This window comes from Photobacterium satsumensis (assembly GCF_050336935.1).
Taxonomy (GTDB): domain Bacteria; phylum Pseudomonadota; class Gammaproteobacteria; order Enterobacterales; family Vibrionaceae; genus Photobacterium; species Photobacterium satsumensis.
Window position 1 is genome coordinate 21,889 of record NZ_JAKJSK010000017.1, and the last position, 21,322, is coordinate 43,210.

At 54.3% G+C, this 21,322-nt stretch carries 21 protein-coding genes; 11 read left to right on the forward strand and 10 right to left on the reverse strand.

Annotated features, from left to right (window positions below; all coding sequences use genetic code 11):
• The first annotated feature begins 1 nt into the window (after nucleotide 1).
• Nucleotides 2-1,051 carry a porphobilinogen synthase gene (hemB, locus tag L4D79_RS26110; protein WP_428655978.1) on the forward strand — a complete coding sequence of 350 codons (1,050 nt, stop codon included), beginning with the start codon at nucleotides 2-4 and terminating at the stop codon, nucleotides 1,049-1,051.
• A 102-nt stretch (nucleotides 1,052-1,153) separates the two neighbouring features.
• Here the strand turns inward: hemB and asnC are convergent, their stop codons facing one another.
• The gene (gene asnC, locus L4D79_RS26115) at nucleotides 1,154-1,615 is read right to left on the reverse strand and encodes a transcriptional regulator AsnC (protein WP_428655980.1); all 462 of its coding nucleotides are present in this window, start codon (nucleotides 1,613-1,615) and stop codon (nucleotides 1,154-1,156) included.
• Nucleotides 1,616-1,752: 137 nt separating this feature from the next.
• On the opposite strand from asnC, the gene L4D79_RS26120 reads away from it, so the two are divergent.
• The 3 genes from L4D79_RS26120 to L4D79_RS26130 all read left to right on the forward strand — a co-directional run bounded on the left by L4D79_RS26120 (nucleotide 1,753) and on the right by L4D79_RS26130 (nucleotide 6,280).
• The gene (locus tag L4D79_RS26120) at nucleotides 1,753-4,884 is read left to right on the forward strand and encodes an EAL domain-containing protein (RefSeq protein ID WP_428655982.1); all 3,132 of its coding nucleotides are present in this window, start codon (nucleotides 1,753-1,755) and stop codon (nucleotides 4,882-4,884) included.
• A 60-nt stretch (nucleotides 4,885-4,944) separates the two neighbouring features.
• Nucleotides 4,945-5,715 (forward strand): class I SAM-dependent methyltransferase, encoded by a 771-nt coding sequence (locus L4D79_RS26125; RefSeq protein WP_428655984.1) that lies wholly within the window; start codon nucleotides 4,945-4,947, stop codon nucleotides 5,713-5,715.
• An 82-nt stretch (nucleotides 5,716-5,797) separates the two neighbouring features.
• Nucleotides 5,798-6,280 (forward strand): hypothetical protein, encoded by a 483-nt coding sequence (locus tag L4D79_RS26130; protein ID WP_428655986.1) that lies wholly within the window; start codon nucleotides 5,798-5,800, stop codon nucleotides 6,278-6,280.
• Nucleotides 6,281-6,631: 351 nt separating this feature from the next.
• Here the strand turns inward: L4D79_RS26130 and L4D79_RS26135 are convergent, their stop codons facing one another.
• The 4 genes from L4D79_RS26135 to hemC are packed head-to-tail and all read right to left on the reverse strand — an operon-like array spanning nucleotide 6,632 to nucleotide 10,761.
• Nucleotides 6,632-7,819 (reverse strand): heme biosynthesis protein HemY, encoded by a 1,188-nt coding sequence (locus L4D79_RS26135; protein WP_428655988.1) that lies wholly within the window; start codon nucleotides 7,817-7,819, stop codon nucleotides 6,632-6,634.
• Nucleotides 7,816-9,069, reverse strand: a complete 1,254-nt coding sequence (gene hemX / locus L4D79_RS26140) for a uroporphyrinogen-III C-methyltransferase (protein ID WP_428655990.1) — start codon at nucleotides 9,067-9,069, stop codon at nucleotides 7,816-7,818. Before hemX ends, L4D79_RS26135 begins: the two co-directional genes overlap by 4 nt.
• Nucleotides 9,062-9,829, reverse strand: a complete 768-nt coding sequence (locus L4D79_RS26145; protein ID WP_428655992.1) for a uroporphyrinogen-III synthase — start codon at nucleotides 9,827-9,829, stop codon at nucleotides 9,062-9,064. Before L4D79_RS26145 ends, hemX begins: the two co-directional genes overlap by 8 nt.
• Nucleotides 9,829-10,761: a hydroxymethylbilane synthase gene (hemC, locus tag L4D79_RS26150; protein WP_428655994.1), complete on the reverse strand. Its 933-nt coding sequence runs from the start codon at nucleotides 10,759-10,761 to the stop codon at nucleotides 9,829-9,831. The genes L4D79_RS26145 and hemC overlap by 1 nt, the downstream gene beginning before the upstream one ends.
• A gap of 411 nt (nucleotides 10,762-11,172) precedes the next feature.
• Here hemC and L4D79_RS26155 point away from each other — a divergent pair, with 411 nt between their 5' ends.
• The gene (locus tag L4D79_RS26155) at nucleotides 11,173-13,731 is read left to right on the forward strand and encodes a class I adenylate cyclase (RefSeq protein WP_428655996.1); all 2,559 of its coding nucleotides are present in this window, start codon (nucleotides 11,173-11,175) and stop codon (nucleotides 13,729-13,731) included.
• Nucleotides 13,732-13,792: 61 nt separating this feature from the next.
• Here the strand turns inward: L4D79_RS26155 and cyaY are convergent, their stop codons facing one another.
• A complete protein-coding gene (cyaY, locus tag L4D79_RS26160) occupies nucleotides 13,793-14,104 on the reverse strand; it encodes an iron donor protein CyaY (RefSeq protein ID WP_107351361.1) in 312 nt (103 codons plus the stop codon).
• A gap of 78 nt (nucleotides 14,105-14,182) precedes the next feature.
• Between cyaY and lptM the strand changes: the two genes are divergently transcribed.
• Genes lptM through yigB form a run of 6 tightly spaced genes read left to right on the forward strand, consistent with a single transcriptional unit; the run spans nucleotide 14,183 to nucleotide 18,788 of the window.
• Complete coding sequence (gene lptM, locus L4D79_RS26165) at nucleotides 14,183-14,302, forward strand: LPS translocon maturation chaperone LptM (protein ID WP_428655999.1); 120 nt, start codon at nucleotides 14,183-14,185, stop codon at nucleotides 14,300-14,302.
• 26 nt (nucleotides 14,303-14,328) lie between these two features.
• On the forward strand, nucleotides 14,329-15,582 hold the full coding sequence (gene lysA / locus L4D79_RS26170; RefSeq protein WP_428656002.1) for a diaminopimelate decarboxylase: 1,254 nt from the start codon (nucleotides 14,329-14,331) through the stop codon (nucleotides 15,580-15,582).
• Between the two features lie 14 nt (nucleotides 15,583-15,596).
• On the forward strand, nucleotides 15,597-16,427 hold the full coding sequence (dapF, locus tag L4D79_RS26175; RefSeq protein WP_428656137.1) for a diaminopimelate epimerase: 831 nt from the start codon (nucleotides 15,597-15,599) through the stop codon (nucleotides 16,425-16,427).
• Nucleotides 16,424-17,128: a DUF484 family protein gene (locus L4D79_RS26180; protein ID WP_428656004.1), complete on the forward strand. Its 705-nt coding sequence runs from the start codon at nucleotides 16,424-16,426 to the stop codon at nucleotides 17,126-17,128. Before dapF ends, L4D79_RS26180 begins: the two co-directional genes overlap by 4 nt.
• Entirely contained in the window at nucleotides 17,125-18,036 is a 912-nt protein-coding gene (xerC, locus tag L4D79_RS26185; protein ID WP_428656006.1) for a tyrosine recombinase XerC, read from the forward strand. The genes L4D79_RS26180 and xerC overlap by 4 nt, the downstream gene beginning before the upstream one ends.
• Before the next feature lie 29 nt (nucleotides 18,037-18,065).
• The gene (gene yigB, locus L4D79_RS26190) at nucleotides 18,066-18,788 is read left to right on the forward strand and encodes a 5-amino-6-(5-phospho-D-ribitylamino)uracil phosphatase YigB (RefSeq protein WP_428656009.1); all 723 of its coding nucleotides are present in this window, start codon (nucleotides 18,066-18,068) and stop codon (nucleotides 18,786-18,788) included.
• A 155-nt stretch (nucleotides 18,789-18,943) separates the two neighbouring features.
• Here yigB and L4D79_RS26195 read toward each other — a convergent pair whose 3' ends face one another.
• From L4D79_RS26195 to L4D79_RS26210, 4 genes are read right to left on the reverse strand one after another with little or no spacing between them, the layout of a single operon-like run.
• Nucleotides 18,944-19,399: a DoxX family protein gene (locus L4D79_RS26195; protein ID WP_428656012.1), complete on the reverse strand. Its 456-nt coding sequence runs from the start codon at nucleotides 19,397-19,399 to the stop codon at nucleotides 18,944-18,946.
• On the reverse strand, nucleotides 19,393-20,169 hold the full coding sequence (locus L4D79_RS26200) for an HvfC/BufC family peptide modification chaperone (protein WP_428656015.1): 777 nt from the start codon (nucleotides 20,167-20,169) through the stop codon (nucleotides 19,393-19,395). The genes L4D79_RS26195 and L4D79_RS26200 overlap by 7 nt, the downstream gene beginning before the upstream one ends.
• Nucleotides 20,150-21,019, reverse strand: coding sequence for an MNIO family bufferin maturase (gene bufB, locus L4D79_RS26205; RefSeq protein ID WP_428656019.1), 870 nt, complete (start codon nucleotides 21,017-21,019; stop codon nucleotides 20,150-20,152). The genes L4D79_RS26200 and bufB overlap by 20 nt, the downstream gene beginning before the upstream one ends.
• On the reverse strand, nucleotides 21,020-21,280 hold the full coding sequence (locus L4D79_RS26210; protein ID WP_107351351.1) for a BufA1 family periplasmic bufferin-type metallophore: 261 nt from the start codon (nucleotides 21,278-21,280) through the stop codon (nucleotides 21,020-21,022).
• Nucleotides 21,281-21,322 lie beyond the last annotated feature (42 nt).

Consider the following 21,322-nt stretch of genomic DNA (forward strand, 5'->3'; position numbering starts at 1 on the left):
AGTGTCTGTATCTATCCAGGGCGCGTTTCCGGCACGCCGTATGCGTCGCATGCGCAAGCATGATTTTAGCCGCCGTTTAATGGCCGAAAATCAGATTTCTGTGAATGACCTGATTTACCCGATGTTTATCCTGATGGGTAAGAACCGTCGAGAAACCGTCGATTCTATGCCGGGGATCGAGCGTCTGTCTATTGACCTGATGCTTCAGGAAGCCGAGTACCTGGCCACGCTGGGTGTGCCTGCGATTGCCTTGTTCCCGGTGGTATCGCAAGACTTTAAGTCGACCTGTGCTGCGGAAGCCTTCAATTCTGAAGGGCTGGTCCAGCGAGCGGTACGCCTGCTTAAAGAACATGTACCACAAATGGGCGTGATCACCGATGTTGCTCTCGACCCGTTCACTATTCATGGTCAGGACGGCATCATCGATGAAGATGGTTATGTGATCAATGATGTCACGACTGACGTGCTGATCAAGCAGGCCCTGTCTCATGCCGAAGCCGGCGCTGACGTTGTCGCGCCGTCGGACATGATGGATGGCCGTATCGGTGCAATCCGCGAAGCGCTGGAAGAAGCCGGTTATGTGCATACCCAAATCATGGCTTATTCTGCCAAGTATGCCTCTAACTATTACGGTCCGTTCCGTGATGCGGTCGGCTCGTCAGGTAACCTCAAGGGGGGTGACAAGAAGACCTACCAGATGGATCCGGCCAACAGCGATGAAGCGCTGCATGAAGTGGCCATGGACGTCAACGAAGGCGCTGACATGGTAATGGTCAAGCCGGGTATGCCATACCTAGATGTGGTGCGACGGGTGAAAACTGAGCTGCAGGTTCCGACTTTTGCCTATCAAGTCTCGGGTGAGTACGCGATGCACATGGCGGCGATCCAGAACGGTTGGCTCAAAGAGCGCGAAACGGTGATGGAGTCCTTGCTGTGCTTCAAGCGTGCGGGTGCCGATGGTATCTTGACCTACTTTGCCAAGTCTGTTGCTGAATGGCTGGCTGAAGATGCCGCTGCCCGTCAGGCAGAGCTGGATAACCTCGGCGAATAGCCGGTGTGAAACACAAGGTAAGTCTTTACTTACTGACTGTGATAGCAAGGGTCTGCACTAGCGTGCAGGCCCTTTTTGTTGGCGCAGAACAATCGCAGATGGTTAGGGGTGGACGTTGCGGTTGATTGGATTTTGCAGCGAGATCAGGGTTTCGGTTGACTGGACTTCGTCGATAGCCTGCAGCTTGTCAATCAGCACGTACTGCAATTCTTCTATCGATTTGCACATCAACTTGACGAAGATATTGTACGCCCCGGTGGTGTAATAGGCCTCGACCACTTCGTCGAGTTCATTGAGCTTGGCCAGTGCCGAGTGGTAGTCCCGCGCGGCATTGAGGTTGATACCGATAAAGCAGCACACGTCGTAGCCGAGCAGTTTGGGGTTGATGATCACTTCGGTGCCGGTGATGATTTCAGCGGCACGCATTTTCTCGACCCGGACATGGACTGTGGCCGGGCTGACATTGAATCGCTTGGCCATTTCGGCATAGGGGGTACGGGCATCGTTCATCAGGGTATTGAGGATTTCCCGGTCGAGATCATCAATTCGAATCTGGCTGGTCATGGTAGAAGCAATCCTTGGTTTATACGTGCTTGTTCATATCTTATACTGTCGCCACGCTATGTCGCTAAATTATATTAAAAAATAATCGTTTGGCCTGTTTCTGGCCCTGCAACTGATAGACAGGACCCCTGACCCTTATGCGCTTGATTGTTCTTTTGTTTCTTCTCAGCTGGTTACCGCTCAAGGCGTTGGCCTACGATACCTTGGTGATCCACTCTTACCACAAGGGAATGCGCTGGACGGACGGTATTCAGGCTGGCTTGGAATCAGTTGCCAATACACAGGGGGTCTCGCTCCATGTCAACTATATGGACAGCAAGCGTTATCAGTCACCAGCGTACCTCAATGAGCTGCTGGATATTTACCGTACTAAGCTAAGGCGGGAGAATTATAGGGCCATTGTTGCCACTGACGACAATGCTCTGTGGCTGATCAACCAGTTATCGGATGAGGTCGGTGAAACACCGGTTATTTTGGCCGGTATCAATGACTACCACCCTCACAAGCACAAACAACTGAAGAATGTTATTGGGATCCTTGACCAGACCGATGCGTCCGCCAATATCAATCTGGCGTTGTCGGTGCAGCCTGATTTGCGGAGCATGTATGTGCTCGCTGACAATACCGTTACCGGCCGGGCGTTGTGGAAAGGGGTCGATGAATTTTTGGCGGTCAATTTCCTTGATCTCGAGGTGGTCAGGATCCAGGACGGCAGTTTTGAGTCGGTGCTGGCGGAGTCGGAAGCGCTGCCTGCCCGCTCGGCGATTCTGTTTCTGAGCTATTTCCAGGACAGCCAGGGTCAGTATGTCAACAGCGACGAGTTTCTCGAACAACTCACTGCCAGAGCCTCTGCGCCGGTATATGCCTCCTATAAATATATGCTTAACCACGGGGTGGTTGGTGGGGTGATGCTGGGCGGATACGACAAAGGCCGCCAGATCGGCAAAATGTTAGTCAAGCTGCTGGATGGCAAGGTGACCCGCTTCCCGACGTTTATCCGCAGTACAGGCAAAGAGATTTTCAACTACCCCGAGGTGGTGCGCTGGGGGCTGGAAATCGATAACAACGAAACCTTGGTTATCAACCAGCCGGAAAGCTGGTTCCACCGCTACCAGAACGAAATTCGAGTATTGACCGTTGCCTTGAGTGTGATGGGAGGGGTTATCGCCTTGTTGGTGATGGTGATCAGTCGGTTACGCAAAGGTGAGCAGCGCCTGCAGGAGAGCCGGGCACTGTTTGAAGGGGTCTTTGATCAAAGCTTCCAGTTTATCGGCATTTTCGACAAGGCGGGCATGTTGGTATCGGGGAATTTGGCCTTGCATGAACTGGTCGGGCGCTCGGTAGTCAAGTATGACCGGCCGCTGTGGCGTTGGTTTTGTTGGAGTCCTGAGGCTGCCCTGAAGCTAAGCCGGGCCGTGACCCAGGCTTGTAGTCAGCCGGTGCGGCTGGAAATTGATATCCAGAGCCATGAAGATGGCAGCCGGATGCTGGATGTCGTGATCAAGCGGATGCCGGCCGGTGAGAGTGGCGAAGTCCAGCTGCTGCTTGAGGCTCGCGATGTGACGGCCCGTCACCAGATGGAGGAAAAGCTGCGTGAACGTGAGGCCAGTTACCGATTGCTCTATGAGCAGCAGCCGGTGATGCTGTTGACGGTAGACCGCCAGTCTCGTATCCAGTCGGTCAACCAGTTTGCCGCCGATCTACTGGGCTATAGCAAGCGAGATTTGCTCGGCCACAAGGTCGCCGGCTTCTATGAGGGCGGCGAGCCCGAGCCGCAACGCTATATTAGTTCGGCACTGGATAATGGTGGTCAGCGGGTGTGGCGGCGTAAACTGCGCTATTGCTGTGCCGATGGCCGCACGGTATGGATCAGAGAAACGATCCGCCAGGCGCAGAACCGCCAACTGCTGGTGGTGGGAGAAGACATTACCTCGACCCGTGCGCTGGAAGAGCAACTCGCTTATCAAGCCTGCCATGATTACCTGACTGATCTGTATAACCGCAACCACTTCGAGCAGTCGCTGGAGCAGGCATTGGCTGAAGCCCGTGAGCACCATGCCCAGCATGCTATGCTGTATATTGACTTGGACCAGTTTAAAATCATCAATGATACTGCCGGCCACGAAGCCGGTGATGAGGCCCTCAAGCAGGTTGCGATGATGCTCAAGGAGATCACCCCGGCGCAGGCGGTATTATCTCGCCTTGGTGGTGATGAGTTTGCGGTGATCCTGACCGATTGTCAGTTGGCTGATGCCGTGGCCTTTGGCCGTGAGATTTTGCAGCTACTCGAAGAGAGTGAGTTCTACTGGCAGACCGCCCGGTTTAGCTTCAGTGCCTCGATTGGCCTGCGGATGATAGATGAGACCGCCGGCTCGAGCCAGCAGGTCCATGCCCAGGCTGATACGGCGTGTTATGCCGCCAAAGATGAAGGGCGTAACCGGCTGCATGTTTACCATCCGGATGATGAGGAGCTGCGCCGGAGAGAGCTGGAAATGGAGTGTGTCAGCCTGATCCGCCGGGCGTTGTCCGAACAGCGGTTGGATCTCTATGCCCAGCAAATCTCGCCGCTGAGCTCAAGCAGCCAGGGGCACCATTATGAAATCCTGGTCAGGATCCGTAATGATGACGGCGAGATGATATCTCCAGGACTATTTATGCCGGCTGCCGAGCGTTATAACCTTGCCCACCGCATTGATCGCTATGTGGTGAATGCGGCAATTGATTGGCTGGAGGCGCACCCGAGCGCGGTCGCTGCATTGGATATGTGCGCGATTAACCTCTCGGGGCAGTCAATTGGTGACCGCGATTTTGTCCGTTTCCTGCAGGACAAGATACGCTTGTCTTCCCTACCGGCGCAGAAGCTGTGCTTGGAAATTACCGAAACGGCGGCGATTGGCAATATGAGCGAGGCGATCCGTTCATTTACCTTGCTCAAAGAGCTGGGCTGCCGGATCTCGCTCGATGACTTTGGCTCGGGACTGTCATCGTTCGGCTATCTGAAAAAAATGCCAGTCGATATCATCAAGATCGACGGTATGTTTGTTCGTGATATCGCCGATGATGAAGTCGACTTTGCCATGGTGAAGGCGATCAATGAACTGGCCAAGAAGATGGGCAAGCAGACGGTAGCTGAATTTGTCGAGAACGAGGCGATCCTTGCCAAGCTCGGTCAATTGGGCGTGGATTATGCCCAGGGCTATTTATTCGGCCGCCCACAGCCACTGCCCAAACTGGTCGCTCAATTGAGCCAGCGTGAAGAGGTGTTATAATCCGCGGCTTAATGCCTGCCGTGTTTGGCTGGCAGGTGCTGTATTTACCGGAGTGTGTGTGTGCAACTAGCCTTAATTTCTGAGTCCCCTGAACGTCAATCTGAACTTGATCTGCTGGCTGAACGCTGGGGGCTATCCCATGATCCGGACAGCGTGTTTGCATTGGTACTGACAGCTGAACGGTTGGAGCTACGTAAGTTAGACGAGCCCAAGCTGGGGGCGGTGTATGTCGACTTGGCGAGTGGGGCTGTGGCACACCGGCGTAAATTCGGGGGGGGCCGGGGTCAGGCGATTGCTAAGGCGGTCGGTCTCAAGGGGGGCGTAACACCAACCGTGGTTGATGGCACGGCAGGACTTGGGCGTGACGCGTTTGTCTTGGCCTCGCTTGGCTGCAAGGTACAGATGGTCGAGCGCCACCCGGTGGTGGCCGCGTTGCTGGACGACGGTTTGGCCCGCGCTAAAGCTGATTGTGAAATCGGTGGTTGGATCAGCGAGCGGATGACCCTGCTGCATGCATCGAGCCATAATGCTCTCGAGCAGCTTGCTGCAGATCCTGACTTCGTGGCGCCGGATGTGGTGTACCTCGACCCGATGTACCCACACAAGAAAAAATCGGCGTTAGTGAAAAAGGAAATGCGGGTATTCCAAACCTTGGTGGGGGCGGATCTTGATGCTGACGCTTTGCTGGAACCGGCTCTGGCACTGGCCACTAAGCGAGTGGTTGTCAAGCGGCCGGATTATGCCGAATTTTTGGCAGGGCAAAAGCCTGCGACAGCTATCGAAACCAAGAAAAACCGCTTCGATGTGTATGTCAAAGCAGCAATGAAGTAGCCGTTGGCGGTTAGCGGCGGTATATTGTAATGAGAATAGTTACTCCGGCCTGACAGTGGGCCGGGCTGCCGGAGATGAGGGAATGGCAAAGTCGTTATGTAAATACCGCCGGGTTGAGATCGCGGCCCAGTTTTCCACCATCAGCCGGATGGTCAGTACGGCGAATTATATGTGCAGTAGTTGTGCGCGTGTGGCAGCGGAAAAAGGCTACTTGTGTAAGCCCAGCGCCCTGAAACGCCCGAATGAGATGGCTCACGTGGTCAAGCCGAGCCTGGCTGCGGTCGAAGCGGTTGAGGCGGCGACGGTCTCTGAGCTTACCAACGTGGCCCCTTTATCGCGGACTTCTGCCCCAGCGCCTGTTTTGGCTACCGAGCTAGATGCGCCAGCGCCGGTTATTGCCTCGCATCCGGCAGTGGCTGCGAGCCGTAAAGCGGCAAAGAAGAAAGCCAAGCAGCTTAAAAAACTCAAGAAACTGGCGAAAAAGCAGAACAAGCAGTTGAAGAAGGCCATCAAGGCGACCCGCCGCTACCACAAGGCTATGGTGAAGGCTCAAGCTTCGGTATAACGGGTAGTCGACGGACATAAAAAAACCTCCTGGCGGAGGTTTTTTTGTTCTGAGCAATTATGATTCTTTGATCAGTACTGCTGTCATCAGGCAAGTGATCACAGAAACAATGATGCCAGAAACGATTAACGCAGGAAGCATATCCATAGTTAAGTATCCATCTGTTGAGCAACGTGAACCCCTATTGAAACCTGTTTACAAAATGCTAGCAATGGGATGGATATAGGTTGAAACGCCTGTTAACAAATAGAAACAAATATTCGCGACAGGACACATAATCTATTGCTTTTAAGTATAAAAAAGCACCCGTTCGGGTGCTTTTTAATTACAAAATGTTATGTTGTTGTTTTGTTAACTTTTGGCGGGTAGCGCCAGAGTAAGGGCTTGTCGTGACAATTCGGCAGCGCCTTGTTTGTCATCAAGTTGCTCCATCACTTCAACCAAGTAGCCGTAGTCAGCGACATCGCTGCGTAGGGCGATGGCTTTCTCGAAATGCTCTTTGGCTTCTTCCAGCTTGCCTTCACGCATGAACAACTGACCCAGTGCACTGTGGGTGCTCGGGTTGCTGCTGTCATAGCGGAGTAAGTCCTGCAGGCGAACAATCGCGGGGTGGTTATCAGCCAGCTTCAGGGCTGGGATAAGGTTGATCAACGACTCGTCATTGTTCTTTTTCAGCGCATCACGCAGCACGGTATAGGCTTCACTGTCGGCGTTGTATTGGCTCATCAGCTTGACGAAACACGCAATTAGATCAGGACGCTGCTTGGTCTTGCGACTCAGGCTGTTCCAGTGGCCCATCAGACCATCGCTGCCTTGCTGTTTGGCGATATGGTGCATAATGCCGCACTCGGCTTTCGCCTCGAGTTTGGCTGCTTCTTCGCTGTCTACCACACCGGCTTTCTCGAGTTGGGGAAGCAGTGCCAGCAAAGGTTTCCAGTCTTCCAGACGCACGTAGCAGTCTTTCAGCAGGGTCAACAGCACAGGGTTACGGCTGTGGTCGTGCTTGATATCTTGCAGGGTGGCAACAGCCTGTTCAAATTGCTGTTGGCGAAACTGAAGCTTGGCACGGGTCAGGGCGACGGCCAGGCTTTGGCCATCGACTTCAGCTGCCAGTTTTAAGTATTCGTCACGTTGGCTGGCATCGCCTTGGCCTTGTGCCGCTTCGGCGGCTGCTAAGTAGTTTAGCAGCGGTGCATCGCTGTGCTTGGCTGACTTGACCACCAGTTTCTCAGCTTGCTTCCAGTCACCTTCAATCACCTTGGTCAGGCCTTCAGAGGTCTGCAGGCGGGCTTTGCGGGTTTTGCGGCCCGAGAACCAGCCACGGGTTGAGCTACCCAGTGAGAAGAGGCGCTTGAGGATATTCTCCAGCAGAAAGAAAGCACCGAACAGCACGACCACCAGGATGATCAGTGTCGTTAGGCTCATTTCCACCGTTTGGTTGGCCGCAGAGATCAGCACATAGCCTTGGTTTCCGGCCAGCATCGGGCCGGCAACGATACCGGCAATCAGTGCGGCGACCAGCAATAGCAGTTTGATCATGCAGGGTTCTCCTCTGTGCTAAGCGGTTTCACCTGCTGGCGTAGACGATCGCTGATGGTATCGGTGATCAGCGCTTGCGACTGCAGCTTGCTAGGATAGTCGGCTTCGATGTTCTCTTGGCCGAGTGCCTCTAGTGTGGCGATGAAGCTCTGAACGGCAGGATCATCCATATTATAGAACTGCTCAGCCCAGTCTTTGGCCATGGCCAGTGACGTGGTGTACAGCTCGCCCTGCTCGCGGTATACCGACTTGATCGCGGTTTCCAGCTTGGACTTGATGTTTTCCTGCAGGTAGAAGTCTTGCTTCGGTGTCAGTAGAGGGATAACACTGCCGTCGCGCTGGCGGTAAGTGATGAAGTGATCACTGAAGTTCTTCAGTGAAGTCATCACATTTTGCTTCCAATCGTCGACGGAGGTAGACACTTCAGTCGTCTCTACCGCTTCGGCTTCTGGTAGGATTGCGTTGGCCAGTGGTAGCTTGCCAATTTCTTCCTGGAGGCTGGTCAGGCGCAGTACTAAGCCATCACGGTCAATACGGGCGACGGCCTTCAGCGCTGTGATATCAGTATGCATCGCCTGGCGGATAGGGGTGAGGCTTGGATCGTTAAGCTCTGCGATACGGTGATCGGCAGATTCAAGCAAAATAGTGGCACTGGCGGTGTCATGTTCCAGCCATAGCTTGCGACCGGCCATCTTGACCAGGTAGTCGGCCTCAGCCAGCAGCCAGTCATTCGGGCGGCGGCCTTTCATTTCTGATAGGGCCATCTGCAAGCCGGTAATCGACTTTTCCTGCTGCTCAATCGACGTTTCGGTGCGCTGCAGGTTGGTATTGACCTGGCTTAGGGTTTCTTGCTGGGACGTTTTGAGAGATGACTGGAGCTGTGATTGAAGCTGGGAGATTTCTTGCTGCAAAGCTGCCATTTGGCTGTTTTGAGTTAGGGTCTGTTGGTGGCCGTGGTAGTACAGGCCGGCACCGAGGGCGATGACCAAGGCGATAGCAATCGCACCGGTTTTGCTGCCACCCTGTTTTGCGCTCGGTTGACTGGCTGATGCGGCGGCGGCCGGTTGCGCTGGCTGCTCTGTTTTTACCTGTTTTTCAGCGGCAGGTTTTTGTTCAGGAGCTGGCTTCTTTTCGGCGGCTGGCTTTGGCGTTTGTGCCTTGGCACTGGCTTGTCCTTGCTTATTGGTATTGTTTGCTGCGGATTGTTGTTTATCTGCAGGGTTTTCATTATTGGTTTTTTTATCAGTCATCCGATTTTCCCATTGTGCCTATTTTGCTTAGGGTCGTGAACAGCGGGCCATTGGCCGCGCTTCCCACATTGGAAATTAAACGAAAACCAAGCTCGAGAGCTTGATCGGCGATTCGCTGGCTTGGTACGAATAGCTGGCAGTTAAGAAACCAAGCCATAGCGCTGTCTGGTATTAGCTTGACCAGTTGGTCAAGTTGTTCACCGCTGGTGACGACCAGGGTGTCAACGTTGGCCTGCTGCCAACTCCGGCTCAGGGCCGGGCCATCAAGCGGTAACCAACGGCGCTGGTAAGTCTCGCAATAGGAGACATCGGCTCCACCTTGGCAAAGGCGCTGGTAGATCAATTCGCGCCCACCATTGCCGCGTAGAATGAGCACTTGTCGCTCAGCTACATCTGACAATATTGGCAAAGCCAACAGTCCCTCACTGTCGCAACGCTCGGACGGGGTCAGGACGGCTTGTCCTGTATAGTCTTGCAGCGCTGCGGCGGTTTTCTGGCCGACCGCTATATAATGCACGTTTTTTGGCCAACTGGCACCTACCGACATCATGTAATTGTGCGCTAGGTTGGCTGCGTGAACACTGACGGCAATCAGGAAATCGCCATTTTTTAGGTGTGAGAGAGCGTTAGGTAGGTCTTGAAGTTGCTGCCCCGGCTGAATTTCCAGCAGGGGCTGGGCAATAGCGCTGATCCCCGCGGTGGTCAGCTGCTGCGTTAGCTGGTGGCATTCCGGTGCCGGGCGGGTGATCAGTATGGTCATTAGGCGTTGCCGTAAAGCTCGTCGAGGATAGTCTTGGCCCCATCAGCCAACAGCTGGTCGGCCAGCTCGAGACCCAGCTTTTCGGCGTCATCGCGATGGCCACGGACTTCGCCGCGGACAATCTGGCTACCGTCAGGCTCACCGACCAGGGCGCGCAGCCAAATCTGATCGCCTTCCAGTACCGAATAGCTGCCGATTGGCACCTGACACCCACCTTGCAGGCGGTTGTTCATGGCGCGTTCGCACAATACGCGGGTTTCCGTGTCCTGGTGATTCAACGCGGCCAGCAGTTTGCGTACGCGCGTGTCGTCGAGGCGGCACTCAATGCCAACGGCGCCTTGGCCAACCGCAGGTAGGCTGGTTTCCGGGGCGATGGCTTCGCGGATACGATCTTCCATTTTCAGACGCATGAGGCCGGCACAGGCAAGAATGATGGCATCATATTCGCCGTCATCCATTTTGCGCAGGCGGGTGTTGACGTTGCCGCGCAGATCTTTAACGACCAGATCAGGACGCTGGGCACGCAGCTGGCATTGGCGGCGAAGGCTTGATGTTCCTACTACGGCACCGGCTGGCAGTTGCGCCAGGTTGTCATAGTGGTTGGACACAAAAGCATCACGTGGGTCTTCACGCTCACAGATGGTGACTAGGCCCAATCCTTCAGGGAACTCTACCGGGACATCTTTCATCGAGTGCACGGCAATGTCGGCACGGCCTTCCAGCATGGCAACTTCCAGCTCTTTGACAAACAACCCTTTGCCACCCACTTTTGCCAGCGGGGTATCGAGAATAATATCGCCTTTGGTAACCATAGGAACCAGTTCGACTTGCAAGCCGGGGTGGGCTTGCTCCAAAGCAGCTTTGACAAATTCGGCTTGCCACATAGCTAACGGGCTCTTGCGCGTGGCAATACGGATTGGGGTATCGGTCATAGGATCGGGTCCATATATGTAATTGGGCACTATCATTATTGCTTCTAATCCTACCACTACTGGGCGGGGATGGTAATTGATGTGTGGCTGTGAGTGCGTTGGGGCAATATTGTCTTGCTATAAACTGTAATTAATGTGATATTGGTCACATATGTCCTCGGCGGTATACAGATAACCGATCGCAAAGTGGCGGTTTGGTGAGCTTGTACTAGTTTGAGGGAAGGCGACTACGGAAAGGTCCGCTGGCAACATTTCAGTCCATTCATAACCTGTCATAAAACGGCACTATCTTTACGGTTAATACAAAAACTGTTAGATTGATCACGTTTTTACTCCTGGTTCGAGCCATCTCAACCGCTTTAATGACAAGATTTGGGCCGCTCTCAAGCTGGTAGCTCTTGGAAGAGTAATTTGCAGAACTATATTGAAACGCTTAAAGGTAGATTGGATCAGCTCAACGAGCTAAGACTCGAGCGGGCGCGTGGCGCCATGACTCCGCAGTCTGTACAGGTGTTCAACCTGTTGCCAGTTCTACTTCACTATAATCACCCGGCGGTACCTGGCTATCTTGATCAGGACGTACCGGTGGGGATTGCGTCTTTTACTGCCACAGAGCAGCAGCAACAGTTGATCGATGACTGTGGCTTGGCTTGTGCTACTCCGATTTTTCCTCCTGCAAATGATATTCACCCTATCCAGGGGCTCTATGCCATGGGCAGTACCGCCTCATTGGGTCAGAGCCTCACCAGCGATCTCGATATCTGGGTCTGTATCCGGACCGACATGCCAGCTGAAAGCCGCCAAGCGCTTGATGCCAAATGCGCGGTGATCTCCGAATGGGCACTGGCCCAGGGGGTTGAGGCTAACTTCTTCCTGATCGACGAAAATCGCTTCCGTGAAAACTTCTCTGAGCAGATGACCGGTGAAAACTGTGGTTCGAGCCAGCATTTATTGCTGCTTGATGAGTTCTACCGTTCTGCCGTCAACCTCGCTGGCCAGCGCCTGCTATGGTTCATGGTGCCGCCGGAAATGGAGGAGTGTTACGATGACTACATCTGCTATCTCGAAAATGGCGGGTATATCCATCGTGATGAATGGATTGATTTTGGCGGGCTGTCGCGCATCCCGGCCGAGGAGTATTTCGGCTCCAGCTTGTGGCAACTCTACAAAAGTATTGATTCGCCATATAAGTCGGTACTGAAAGCCATTTTGCTTGAAGCCTATTCGTGGGAATATCCGCATACCCAGCTGCTCAGTGTCGACGGTAAACGGCGTTTCTTCGCTATTGACCGCACCGAGTTCTGCATGGATGCCTATTACTTGATGCTGGAGAAGGTGACCCGTTACCTTGAGCGTATTGATGATCACCGTCGTTTGGATCTGGTTCGTCGTTGCTTCTATCTCAAAACCCATGAAAAGCTGACCCGTGAGCCGGCGTCTGGCTCGGTACCGTGGCGCCGTAAGGTGTTGCAGGAACTGACCGACGAATGGCAGTGGCCACAAGAGGTACTTGTAGAGCTAGACCGTCGCCGCGACTGGAAGGTCGAGCAGGTCAAGAGCGCGCACAACGAGCTGCTTGATGCCCTGATGCTCAGCTACCGTAACCTGATCCGTTTTGCCCGCCGGAATAACATTACCTCGGCGATCAGCCCGGAAGACATCAGTATTCTGGCCCGTAAGCTGTACGCGGCATTCGAGGTGCTGCCGGGCAAGGTGACCTTGCTCAACCCACAGCTGTCCCCGGACTTGCACGAGCAGGATCTAAGCCTGATCCAGGTACCGGCCGGCAGAACCAATACCGCGGGGTGGTACCTCTACAAGCAATCGCTTGATCCGATGGCTATCATGGGTCGCCCTGCGCTGGAGCATAACCGCTACCTCAGCAAGCTAGTGGCTTGGGCCTATTTCAATGGGCTGTTGACCGAATCGACTTGCCTGCACAACGTGGTACGCGACTCGGCCGTCGATATCGACAAGCTTTACCAGTTGGTCAGTGATATTCGTAATACGTTCCCGATCCGTCGTCCGCAACCGAGTTTGCAGGCGCTGTCGAGTCCCTGTGAAATTCGCCAGCTTGGGTTGTTTGTCAATCTGGAGAACGATCCTACGACCCGGCTGCGCAGCCGCTCGGTCAAATTTGATTTCAAAAATACCGATATCTTCAGCTATGGCCCAGACCAAATGTGCTTGGTGGGCAGTGTCGATTTGGTGTACCGCAACTCGTGGAACGAAGTGCGTACTCTGAACTTCACCGGTGACAATGCCATGCTGGATGCATTGAAGACCGTATTGGGCAAGATGCATCAGGATGCGTTGCCGCCAGAGTCGGTGGACGTATTTTGTTACAGCAAGCACATGCGTGGCTTGATCCGCAACTTGGTGTATCAGTTGGTTGCCGAGTGTATCGAGATGCGCCTCAAGCCGGTTGAGCAGGAAAAGCGTCGCCGTTTCAAGGCGATCCGCATTGCTCGCCAGACCCACGGCCTATTCTTCGAGCGTCGTGGCGTGTCGGTGCAGAAGCTGGAAAATTCCGTCGATTTCTACAGCTGTATCTCGACCAACAAGTTGCTTGGCTCCGCCAACTTGGTGATGGGCAAGACTGACGAGCCGCATCCGCCGGAAATTGTCGATGCCTACGCCAGTGAAGGTTTGATCCAGTTCTTCTTCGAAGATTGCGATTCCGGCTTTAATATCTACATTCTGGATGAATCGAACCGCATTGAGGTTTATCGTCAGTGTAGTGGCGACAAGGATGAAATGGTGCATGGCGTGAACCGCTTTTACACCTCGGCGCATGATCGTTTCAGCTATAGTGCTAATTTTATCAATTTCAACCTGCCGCAGTTCTACGACATTGTCCATAGCGAGAATGGCGCACCGCAAGTGCTGCCTTACAAGAGCGGCCAGCAGCCATCGCGACGACCTGTGGTGACACCTCAGCCGCTGATGAATACCAATCTGACGCGCTAGAGAAAAACAAAGCGGAAGCCTAGGCTTCCGCTTTTTTGTTTGGGTTGGTCGGTAGTCAGGCTTACCAATCGACAGCTTCACCGGCGTGCAGTGAGCACTCCTGTTTGACCAGGGCGATCAGCTCGTTACCGCTGCGGGTACAGTGCCACTTGCCATCCTTGTACTTGAAGTGGTAGCCGCCGGATTTCGACGCCAGCCAGATCTCGTGTAACGGCTCTTGGCGGTTGATCACGATTTGGCTACGGTTTTCAAATTCCAGCGTCAACACATTACCAGTGGTTTCGTATTCGATGTCGGCACCGGATTCGTCGATGCCTTCTTCAATGCTCATCAGCACTTCATCTGCTAACTTATGAAACTCTGTATCATTCATCCCCGATCGTCCTATTGCTTTTCCTAGTGTGGGTGCGATTATAGAGGGCAATGAAATGATAATCACTGGCTTTCAAAAATGCGTAAAGGTTTATTAGCGATTTTGGTGTTGGGCGTACTGGCCCTCACCGGCTGTGGTCAGAGCGGGGCACTGTACATGCCTGACGACAGCGAGCAGCAACAGCAGAACAATCAATAAACGGTTCAGACAGGGAAGAGACTACATTGGATTATTTTAATTATCAGCAAGATGGCCAGCTATGGGCCGAAGAGATTCCACTGGCCGATTTGGCTGACCGTTTTGGCACTCCGCTATATGTTTACTCGCGTGCGACGCTCGAGCGTCATTGGCATGCTTTTGACCAAGCGGTGGCTGATCACCCCCACCTGATCTGTTATGCCGTGAAGGCAAATTCCAATATCGGCGTACTTAATGTATTGGCGCGGCTGGGATCGGGCTTTGATATCGTCTCGGGTGGCGAGCTGGAGCGAGTAGTTGCCGCAGGTGGCGATCCGGCTAAGGTGGTGTTCTCGGGAGTCGGCAAGACCGCAGCGGAAATGAAGCGCGCCCTGGAGCTTGGTATCAAGTGTTTCAATGTAGAATCCGAACCTGAGCTGGAGCGGCTCAATCAGGTTGCCGGTGAGCTGGGTAAAGTCGCACCGGTATCGCTGCGGATCAATCCGGATGTTGATGCCCAGACCCACCCGTATATCTCGACCGGCCTACGCGACAACAAATTCGGTATTGGCTTTGAGCGGGCGCCGGAAGTTTACCGTTTGGCCCAGCGCCTACCGCACCTTGCAGTGACGGGGATGGACTGCCATATCGGCTCGCAGCTGACAGCCATTGACCCATTTATCGATGCGACCGACCGTCTACTGGCCCTGATTGATACCCTTAAAGCTGAAGGCATTACGATCCTCCACCTTGATGTGGGGGGCGGCTTGGGTGTGACCTACAGCGATGAGCGTCCGCCTCAGCCTTCGGAGTATGCCAAAGCCTTGATGGCGCGTCTGACCGAGCACCGAGACTTGGAGCTGATCTTCGAGCCGGGCCGGGCTATAGCTGCCAATGCCGGGGTAATGCTGACGCGGGTTGAATACCTCAAGCACACCGAGCACAAGAACTTTGCCATTGTCGATGCGGCGATGAACGATATGATCCGCCCAACGCTTTATCAAGCTTGGCAGGATATTGTGCCGGCTATCCCGCGCAACGGTCAGAAGGTTTCTTATGATCTGGTGGGACCTATTTGCGAAACCGGTGATTTCATCGGCAAGGATCGCGAACTGTGTTTGGAAACCGGTGACTTGCTGGCGGTACGCTCTGCTGGGGCATATGGTTTTGTGATGTCGTCGAACTATAACACCCGTGTGCGCGCGGCGGAGATCATGGTTGATGGCAACCAGGCCCATGTGGTGCGTGAGCGTGAAGAACTCGCGCAGCTGTGGCAGTCAGAGCACCTGTTGCCAGAATAACGAGAAGGAACAACATGCAGGTTAATTTTTCGAAAATGCATGGGCTGGGTAACGATTTCATGGTCGTCGACTGTGTGACCCAGAACGTGTTCTTCTCGCCGGATGCGATCCGGCGTTTGGCTGATCGCAACCGCGGGGTAGGATTCGATCAGCTGTTGGTGGTCGAGCCGCCCTATGATCCCGAGACGGATTTCCATTACCGGATCTTCAATGCCGATGGCAGCGAGGTAGAACAGTGCGGCAACGGTGCCCGCTGCTTTGCCCGTTTTGTTTGGATGAAGGGGCTGACCAACAAATACCACATTTCGGTCAGCACCAAAGGCGGTAAAATGGTGCTTAAGCTGGAGAACGACAACCAAGTCTCTGTGAATATGGGGGTACCTGAGTTCGACCCGGCTAAAATTCCTTTCCGTGCCAAGCAAAGTGAGAAAACCTATATCCTGCGGGCTGGCGAGAAAACCGTGTTCTGCGGCGCCGTCAGTATGGGTAATCCGCATTGTGTTACCGTGGTGGACGATGTCGAGACCGCGGAGGTTGAGACGTTGGGGCCGATCTTGGAATCCCACGAGCGTTTTCCCGAGCGGGTTAATGCTGGTTTTATGCAGGTGATCAACCGCAACGAAGTGAAACTGCGGGTTTATGAGCGTGGCGCCGGTGAAACCCAGGCGTGTGGCAGCGGGGCGTGTGCCGCGGTGGCAATTGGCCGGACGCAGGGGCTGCTGGACGATAATGTCAAGGTGTCGCTGCCGGGGGGCGATTTGCAGATCCGCTGGCCCGGGGAGGGTAAGCCTTTGTATATGACTGGTGAGGCAACGCACGTGTTTGATGGACAAATTGTATTATGACCGATATATCTCAGCTTGACGTATGTACCCCCGATGAGGATGCCGTCTCGTTGAACGAGCAGGAGGTGGCAGACTTTTTGCTGGCTAACCCTGACTTCTTTGTTCGCCACCCAGAGCTGCTAAGCCGGATCCAGGTCCACCATGCCGACCGCGGCGTGGTGTCGCTGGTTGATATCCAACTTGAGCGCCTGCGCAGTAATGTCGGCGAGCTGGAAGAGAAAATTTCCGGCTTGGTTGGGGCCGCGACCCACAACAGCCAGCTTTTCCATACCTTTGCCAAGGCGCAGCAGCAGCTATTCCAAACTCATAATATCTACCAGGCATTGTGTGTATTGGAAACACTGGCCGACGAGCTGAATCTCAATGTCAGCCTGCGCCTGTTTGATAGCCTTGATGATAACCTGTTTCTCGAGCGCCGCAGTTTCGACAGTTTCAGCCGTTCACGCCTGGCGTCCCGCCCGGTCTACCTGGGTCGGCTGCGTAAGCTTGAAGCGGAGCTGCTGTTTGACCAGCCGCCGCAGCTGGGATCGTTTTTGGTGTTGCCGCTAGGCAATGACAGGCCGTTCGGTGTGCTGAGCTTTGCCAGTGCCGATGGTGGCCATTTCCAGCCGAACATGGACACCCTGTTCGTCGAGCAGCTGGCCATGGTCCTCGCCAAGCTTATCCACCACTGGGAATATACCCGCGAGGTGATTGAGTGAGCCTGCCTTCCGGTCTGGAAAAGCCGCTGCAGCGATTTTACGAATACCTGCGCAGTGAGCGGGAGCTTAGCCTTCATACCCAACAAAACTACAAACGCCAGCTGACGACATTGGCCGAGCAGCTGGTGGCATTGGGTGTCGATAACTGGCAGACCGTCGATGCCGGTTGGGTTCGCCAGCTTGCCTCCAAGGGAATGCGGGATGGCCTCAAGGCCAGCAGCCTGTCGATACGGTTGTCGGCATTGCGTAGCTTTTTCGATTACCTGGTCCAGCAAGGTGTCCTCAAGGCCAACCCGGCCAAGGGCGTATCTGCGCCGCGCAAGGCAAGACCATTGCCGAAGAACCTCGATGTCGATGAAATGGATCAGCTGCTCAGTGTTGACGATGATGACCCCCTGTCCATCCGCGACCGGGCAATGATGGAGCTGATGTATGGTGCCGGCTTGCGTTTGTCGGAGCTGGTCAGCCTCAATGTCAAAGATGTTAGTCTGCGCAAAGGCGATTTGCGGGTGATTGGTAAAGGCGACAAAGAACGTGTTGTGCCGTTTGCCGGACTGGCGCGTGAATGGGTCGGGCACTGGCTGAAGGTGCGGGGGCAATTGGCTTCTTCCGGCGAGCCGGGTTTGTTTGTGTCCAAACTGGGCCAGCGGATCTCCAACCGCAATGTGCAGAAGCGGATGGCGGAGTGGGGTCAGAAGCAGGCGGTTTCGAGCCATATTAATCCGCACAAACTGCGCCATAGTTTTGCCACCCACATGCTTGAGTCCTCGGGGGATCTGCGGGCGGTTCAGGAATTGCTGGGCCATGCCAATCTCTCGACCACCCAAATTTATACCCACTTGGATTTCCAGCACCTTGCACAGGTGTATGATGAAGCCCATCCCCGTGCCAAGCGCAACAAGCGTTGAGCTAGGGCAGCTTTCGAGAGTAGCCGCTGATGCAGTTTTACCGACCTTTTTCCACGCCAAAGGCGCTGACCTTTGATCTTGACGATACCCTCTATGATAACCGACCGGTGATCCGCCGGGCCGAGCAGTCGATGCATGATTGGCTGGCAGTTAACCATCCGAGGGCGAAAGGGATGGGGGGAGCCGGTTGGCTGCAATTGAAAATGCGCCTGGCCAAGGCGGATCCTATGTTGCGCCATGATGTGACCCAATGGCGCTTTGAATTGCTCAAGATTGGCTTTATGCAATTGGGCTACCCCCTGTCGGCCGCCGAGCAAGCTGCGGCAGAAGGCGTGGCGGTAGTACTCGCGGTCAGAAATCAGGTGGATGTCCCCGAAGAAACCCATCGGGTATTGGCGCAGCTCAAACAGCGGTTGCCGCTGGTGGCCATTACCAATGGTAATGTCGATGCGGAAAAAATAGGGTTGGCGCAGTATTTTGATGGGGTGTTGATGGCGGGCCGTGATGGGCTGGCCAAACCCGAGCCCGATTTATTTGCCAGCGCGGCAGTAGGCCTTGGTATTGCCCCGGGGGATATCCTTCATATTGGTGATCACCTGGTGACCGATGTCGGTGGTGCCAAGCAAAACGGCTTCAAGGCCTGCTGGTTCAACGACCAGCAACGGGTGCTAAGTCGAGAGCCGCGCGCCAAGTGGTTGCCGGATGTCGAAATCAACCAGCTTTCACAGTTGTTGGCTTTGGTGAGTGACTAATTAGAGTGATTTAACTTGAGCTTCATTTTTCTGGATGAAGTTTCAAAACCTACTCGCCATGGATGGCGAGTCAGAGCTACATGGATGTATCTACGCGTTTTTGAAACTTCTATCCAGATGAATGAATTACATTGCTCGTCTATTGCGGAAACAAGCTACTGCAGCAGGGACTGTTTCGGCTTGCTGCCGATCAAATGGTCGACGGAAATCATCCCGGCTCCCCAGAACACGTTGACCAACATCATCATCCCCCACAGCTGGTGGTCGAAGAAGCCCTTCTCCCATAATAGCGGGTAGGACACTACGGCAATAATATTGAAGATAAACAGCGCCAGTGCCATCGGCCGGGTGAACAGGCCGAGCAGTAAGAATGCAGGCAGGATCAGCTCGGCTGCGGTGCCCATATAGGCAGCGATTTGCCAGGGGATCAGCGGCACTTGGTATTCATACTCGAACAGGTAGAGGGTACTGTCCCAGCTGCTGTATTTCACCATCCCGGACTTGAAGAACACCCATGCGACCCAAAGGCGGGTGAACAGTAGAAATAAGGGGATCAGAGGTTCGGTGATCCGCTGGGCCGTGATATCGATTTGTTTGAGAAAATTCAGCATGTGCGCTCTCCCTCAGGCAAGCCGTGGATACGGGTGAAAAGTTGTTGTTGGATCAGCTCGCCCAGAATGGCCAGCATGGAGCTGTCAGCTTCGCCCAGTGAACGACCTTGCTGGCACAGGCGTAACAAAGCCGTCGCCGCAGTGGTTGTGGTGATCACCACCATGCCTTGCGGGCGGTGCTGGATAATGACCGACTCCGGCAGGGCCATATCAAGCGGTTCTATTTGATTCTCTGTGATCATCTGCCACAGGCTGGCGACAGGATAGTGCCCATCGAAGCTGTAGGTGGGCTCGGCCACCTCCAGGGTCAACTGGCCGAGGTTGTCCTCGGTGATCTGGGACAGTTGCTCAAACGGAAAGTCCGGTGTGATAGCGGTATGCTGGCTGGCCCGGTCAACCAGCCACTCCAGTTGGGCCAGTTCGGCCAGATAAGGAACCGCCTCAATCACCGACGGCTGGGCGGAAACGGTATCGGCAAAGCTGTCACCGTAATCGGTCACGTTGCCTTCCCCGAGAGGATAGGTCAGTACATGCTGGCGGGCGAGTTGGGCGAAACATTCGTCGCCGACGACGGCCTTGCAGCAGGGGTAGGTGGCTTCCAACACTTCTGACAGGCTGATAATAAAGTTGTTACGGTAGATCTGTATCAGTTGCTCTGGGCCAAACTGACCAGCCGCAACGGCATCAGTGGCCGGACTCGGCCGGTAGTGCAGGGCGTCGGCAAAGTTCTGTTGCAATTGATATAGGCGTTTAGGCTGCGGAGATCCCATCCCTGGCCTCCTCAGCAATAATTTGTTCTGCTTTACCAGCTTCCCCTAGTAGCACATCGAGATCAGGGATATCGAGATCCCACTCAATGAGTGTGGGCACCCCGCCGAGGAGGGTGAAGCGCTGGCGTACCCACTGGCGGTAGAGCTGCCAGACCGGCTCACTGACCGGGCGGCTGTGGGTGTCTATCCAGATCTCCCCTTGCTCGAATTGCTTGACGGTAAAGCCAGCTAAGTGAATTTCCTTGACGGTCTGCGGGTCGATCGCATCGAGATAGGTTTGGCAATCGAAACCGTGGTTGAAACTGCTGACGTAGATGTTGTTGAGATCGAGTAGCAAACCGCATCCGGTACGCTGTTGGACAGCCCGCAGAAATTCCCATTCCGGAATAGTGGAGTGGTTGAAGCTCAGGTAGCTGGATGGGTTCTCGACCAATAGTTGGCGGCCGAGGACGTCCTGCACTTGCTCGACCTTGTGGCAGAAGTGAGCCAGTGCCTCTTCGGTATAAGGAAGTGGTAGCAGGTCATTGAAGAACTGACCGTCGACCGAACTCCAACTGAGGTGATCGGAGACAGCTATCGGGTCGATCTCATCCACCAGTTGTTTGAGTTGGGTCAGATGCCGTTGATCCAGTGCATCGGCAGAGCCGAGCGACATCCCGATCCCATGGCAGCTAATGGGGTAGTGGTTGGCTATATCCCTGAGTTGCTGGCGGGCCGGCGAGTGGGACGTAAAGAAATTCTCGCTGTGGATTTCCAGCCAGCCGATAGCCGGCCGCTCAGAGAGAAAGTGATGGATGTGGGGGGAGCGAAGCCCCACCCCGACCATCCTGTCAGGAGACAATCCGCTCAATTACTTGGCCTCTTTAGAGCTGCCGGCTAAACGATCGCAAAGGCCTTTAGGCACCATGACGAAAGCATCTTTCTGACCATCGGTTTTCGAGGTCCCGGCACAAGAGCTGGTTTTGGTGGCACAGTCGTTCTTACCGGCTTTGACCACGCCGTAGCACTTTTCTTTTTCTGCTGCCACCGCAACAGAAGGCGTTAGTGCCGTACCGGCCAGGGCCAGTAAACCAGAAACCGCAGTAGCAACAGCTAGATTAGACTTTTTCATAATGATTCCTTCATTTGAGTGTTATCAAGTGGTTAGGGGCAA

Coding starts and splice junctions, on each gene's coding strand:
- dapF (WP_428656137.1), top strand. CDS start 15,597: ATGCAGGTTAATTTTTCGAAAATGCATGGGCTGGGTAACGATTTCATG.
- asnC (WP_428655980.1), bottom strand. CDS start 1,615: ATGACCAGCCAGATTCGAATTGATGATCTCGACCGGGAAATCCTCAAT.
- L4D79_RS26195 (WP_428656012.1), bottom strand. CDS start 19,399: ATGCTGAATTTTCTCAAACAAATCGATATCACGGCCCAGCGGATCACC.
- L4D79_RS26145 (WP_428655992.1), bottom strand. CDS start 9,829: ATGACCATACTGATCACCCGCCCGGCACCGGAATGCCACCAGCTAACG.
- hemC (WP_428655994.1), bottom strand. CDS start 10,761: ATGACCGATACCCCAATCCGTATTGCCACGCGCAAGAGCCCGTTAGCT.
- lptM (WP_428655999.1), top strand. CDS start 14,183: ATGCGTAAAGGTTTATTAGCGATTTTGGTGTTGGGCGTACTGGCCCTC.
- cyaY (WP_107351361.1), bottom strand. CDS start 14,104: ATGAATGATACAGAGTTTCATAAGTTAGCAGATGAAGTGCTGATGAGC.
- L4D79_RS26130 (WP_428655986.1), top strand. CDS start 5,798: ATGGCAAAGTCGTTATGTAAATACCGCCGGGTTGAGATCGCGGCCCAG.
- L4D79_RS26120 (WP_428655982.1), top strand. CDS start 1,753: ATGCGCTTGATTGTTCTTTTGTTTCTTCTCAGCTGGTTACCGCTCAAG.
- yigB (WP_428656009.1), top strand. CDS start 18,066: ATGCAGTTTTACCGACCTTTTTCCACGCCAAAGGCGCTGACCTTTGAT.
- L4D79_RS26210 (WP_107351351.1), bottom strand. CDS start 21,280: ATGAAAAAGTCTAATCTAGCTGTTGCTACTGCGGTTTCTGGTTTACTG.
- hemX (WP_428655990.1), bottom strand. CDS start 9,069: ATGACTGATAAAAAAACCAATAATGAAAACCCTGCAGATAAACAACAA.
- L4D79_RS26135 (WP_428655988.1), bottom strand. CDS start 7,819: ATGATCAAACTGCTATTGCTGGTCGCCGCACTGATTGCCGGTATCGTT.
- L4D79_RS26200 (WP_428656015.1), bottom strand. CDS start 20,169: ATGGGATCTCCGCAGCCTAAACGCCTATATCAATTGCAACAGAACTTT.
- L4D79_RS26180 (WP_428656004.1), top strand. CDS start 16,424: ATGACCGATATATCTCAGCTTGACGTATGTACCCCCGATGAGGATGCC.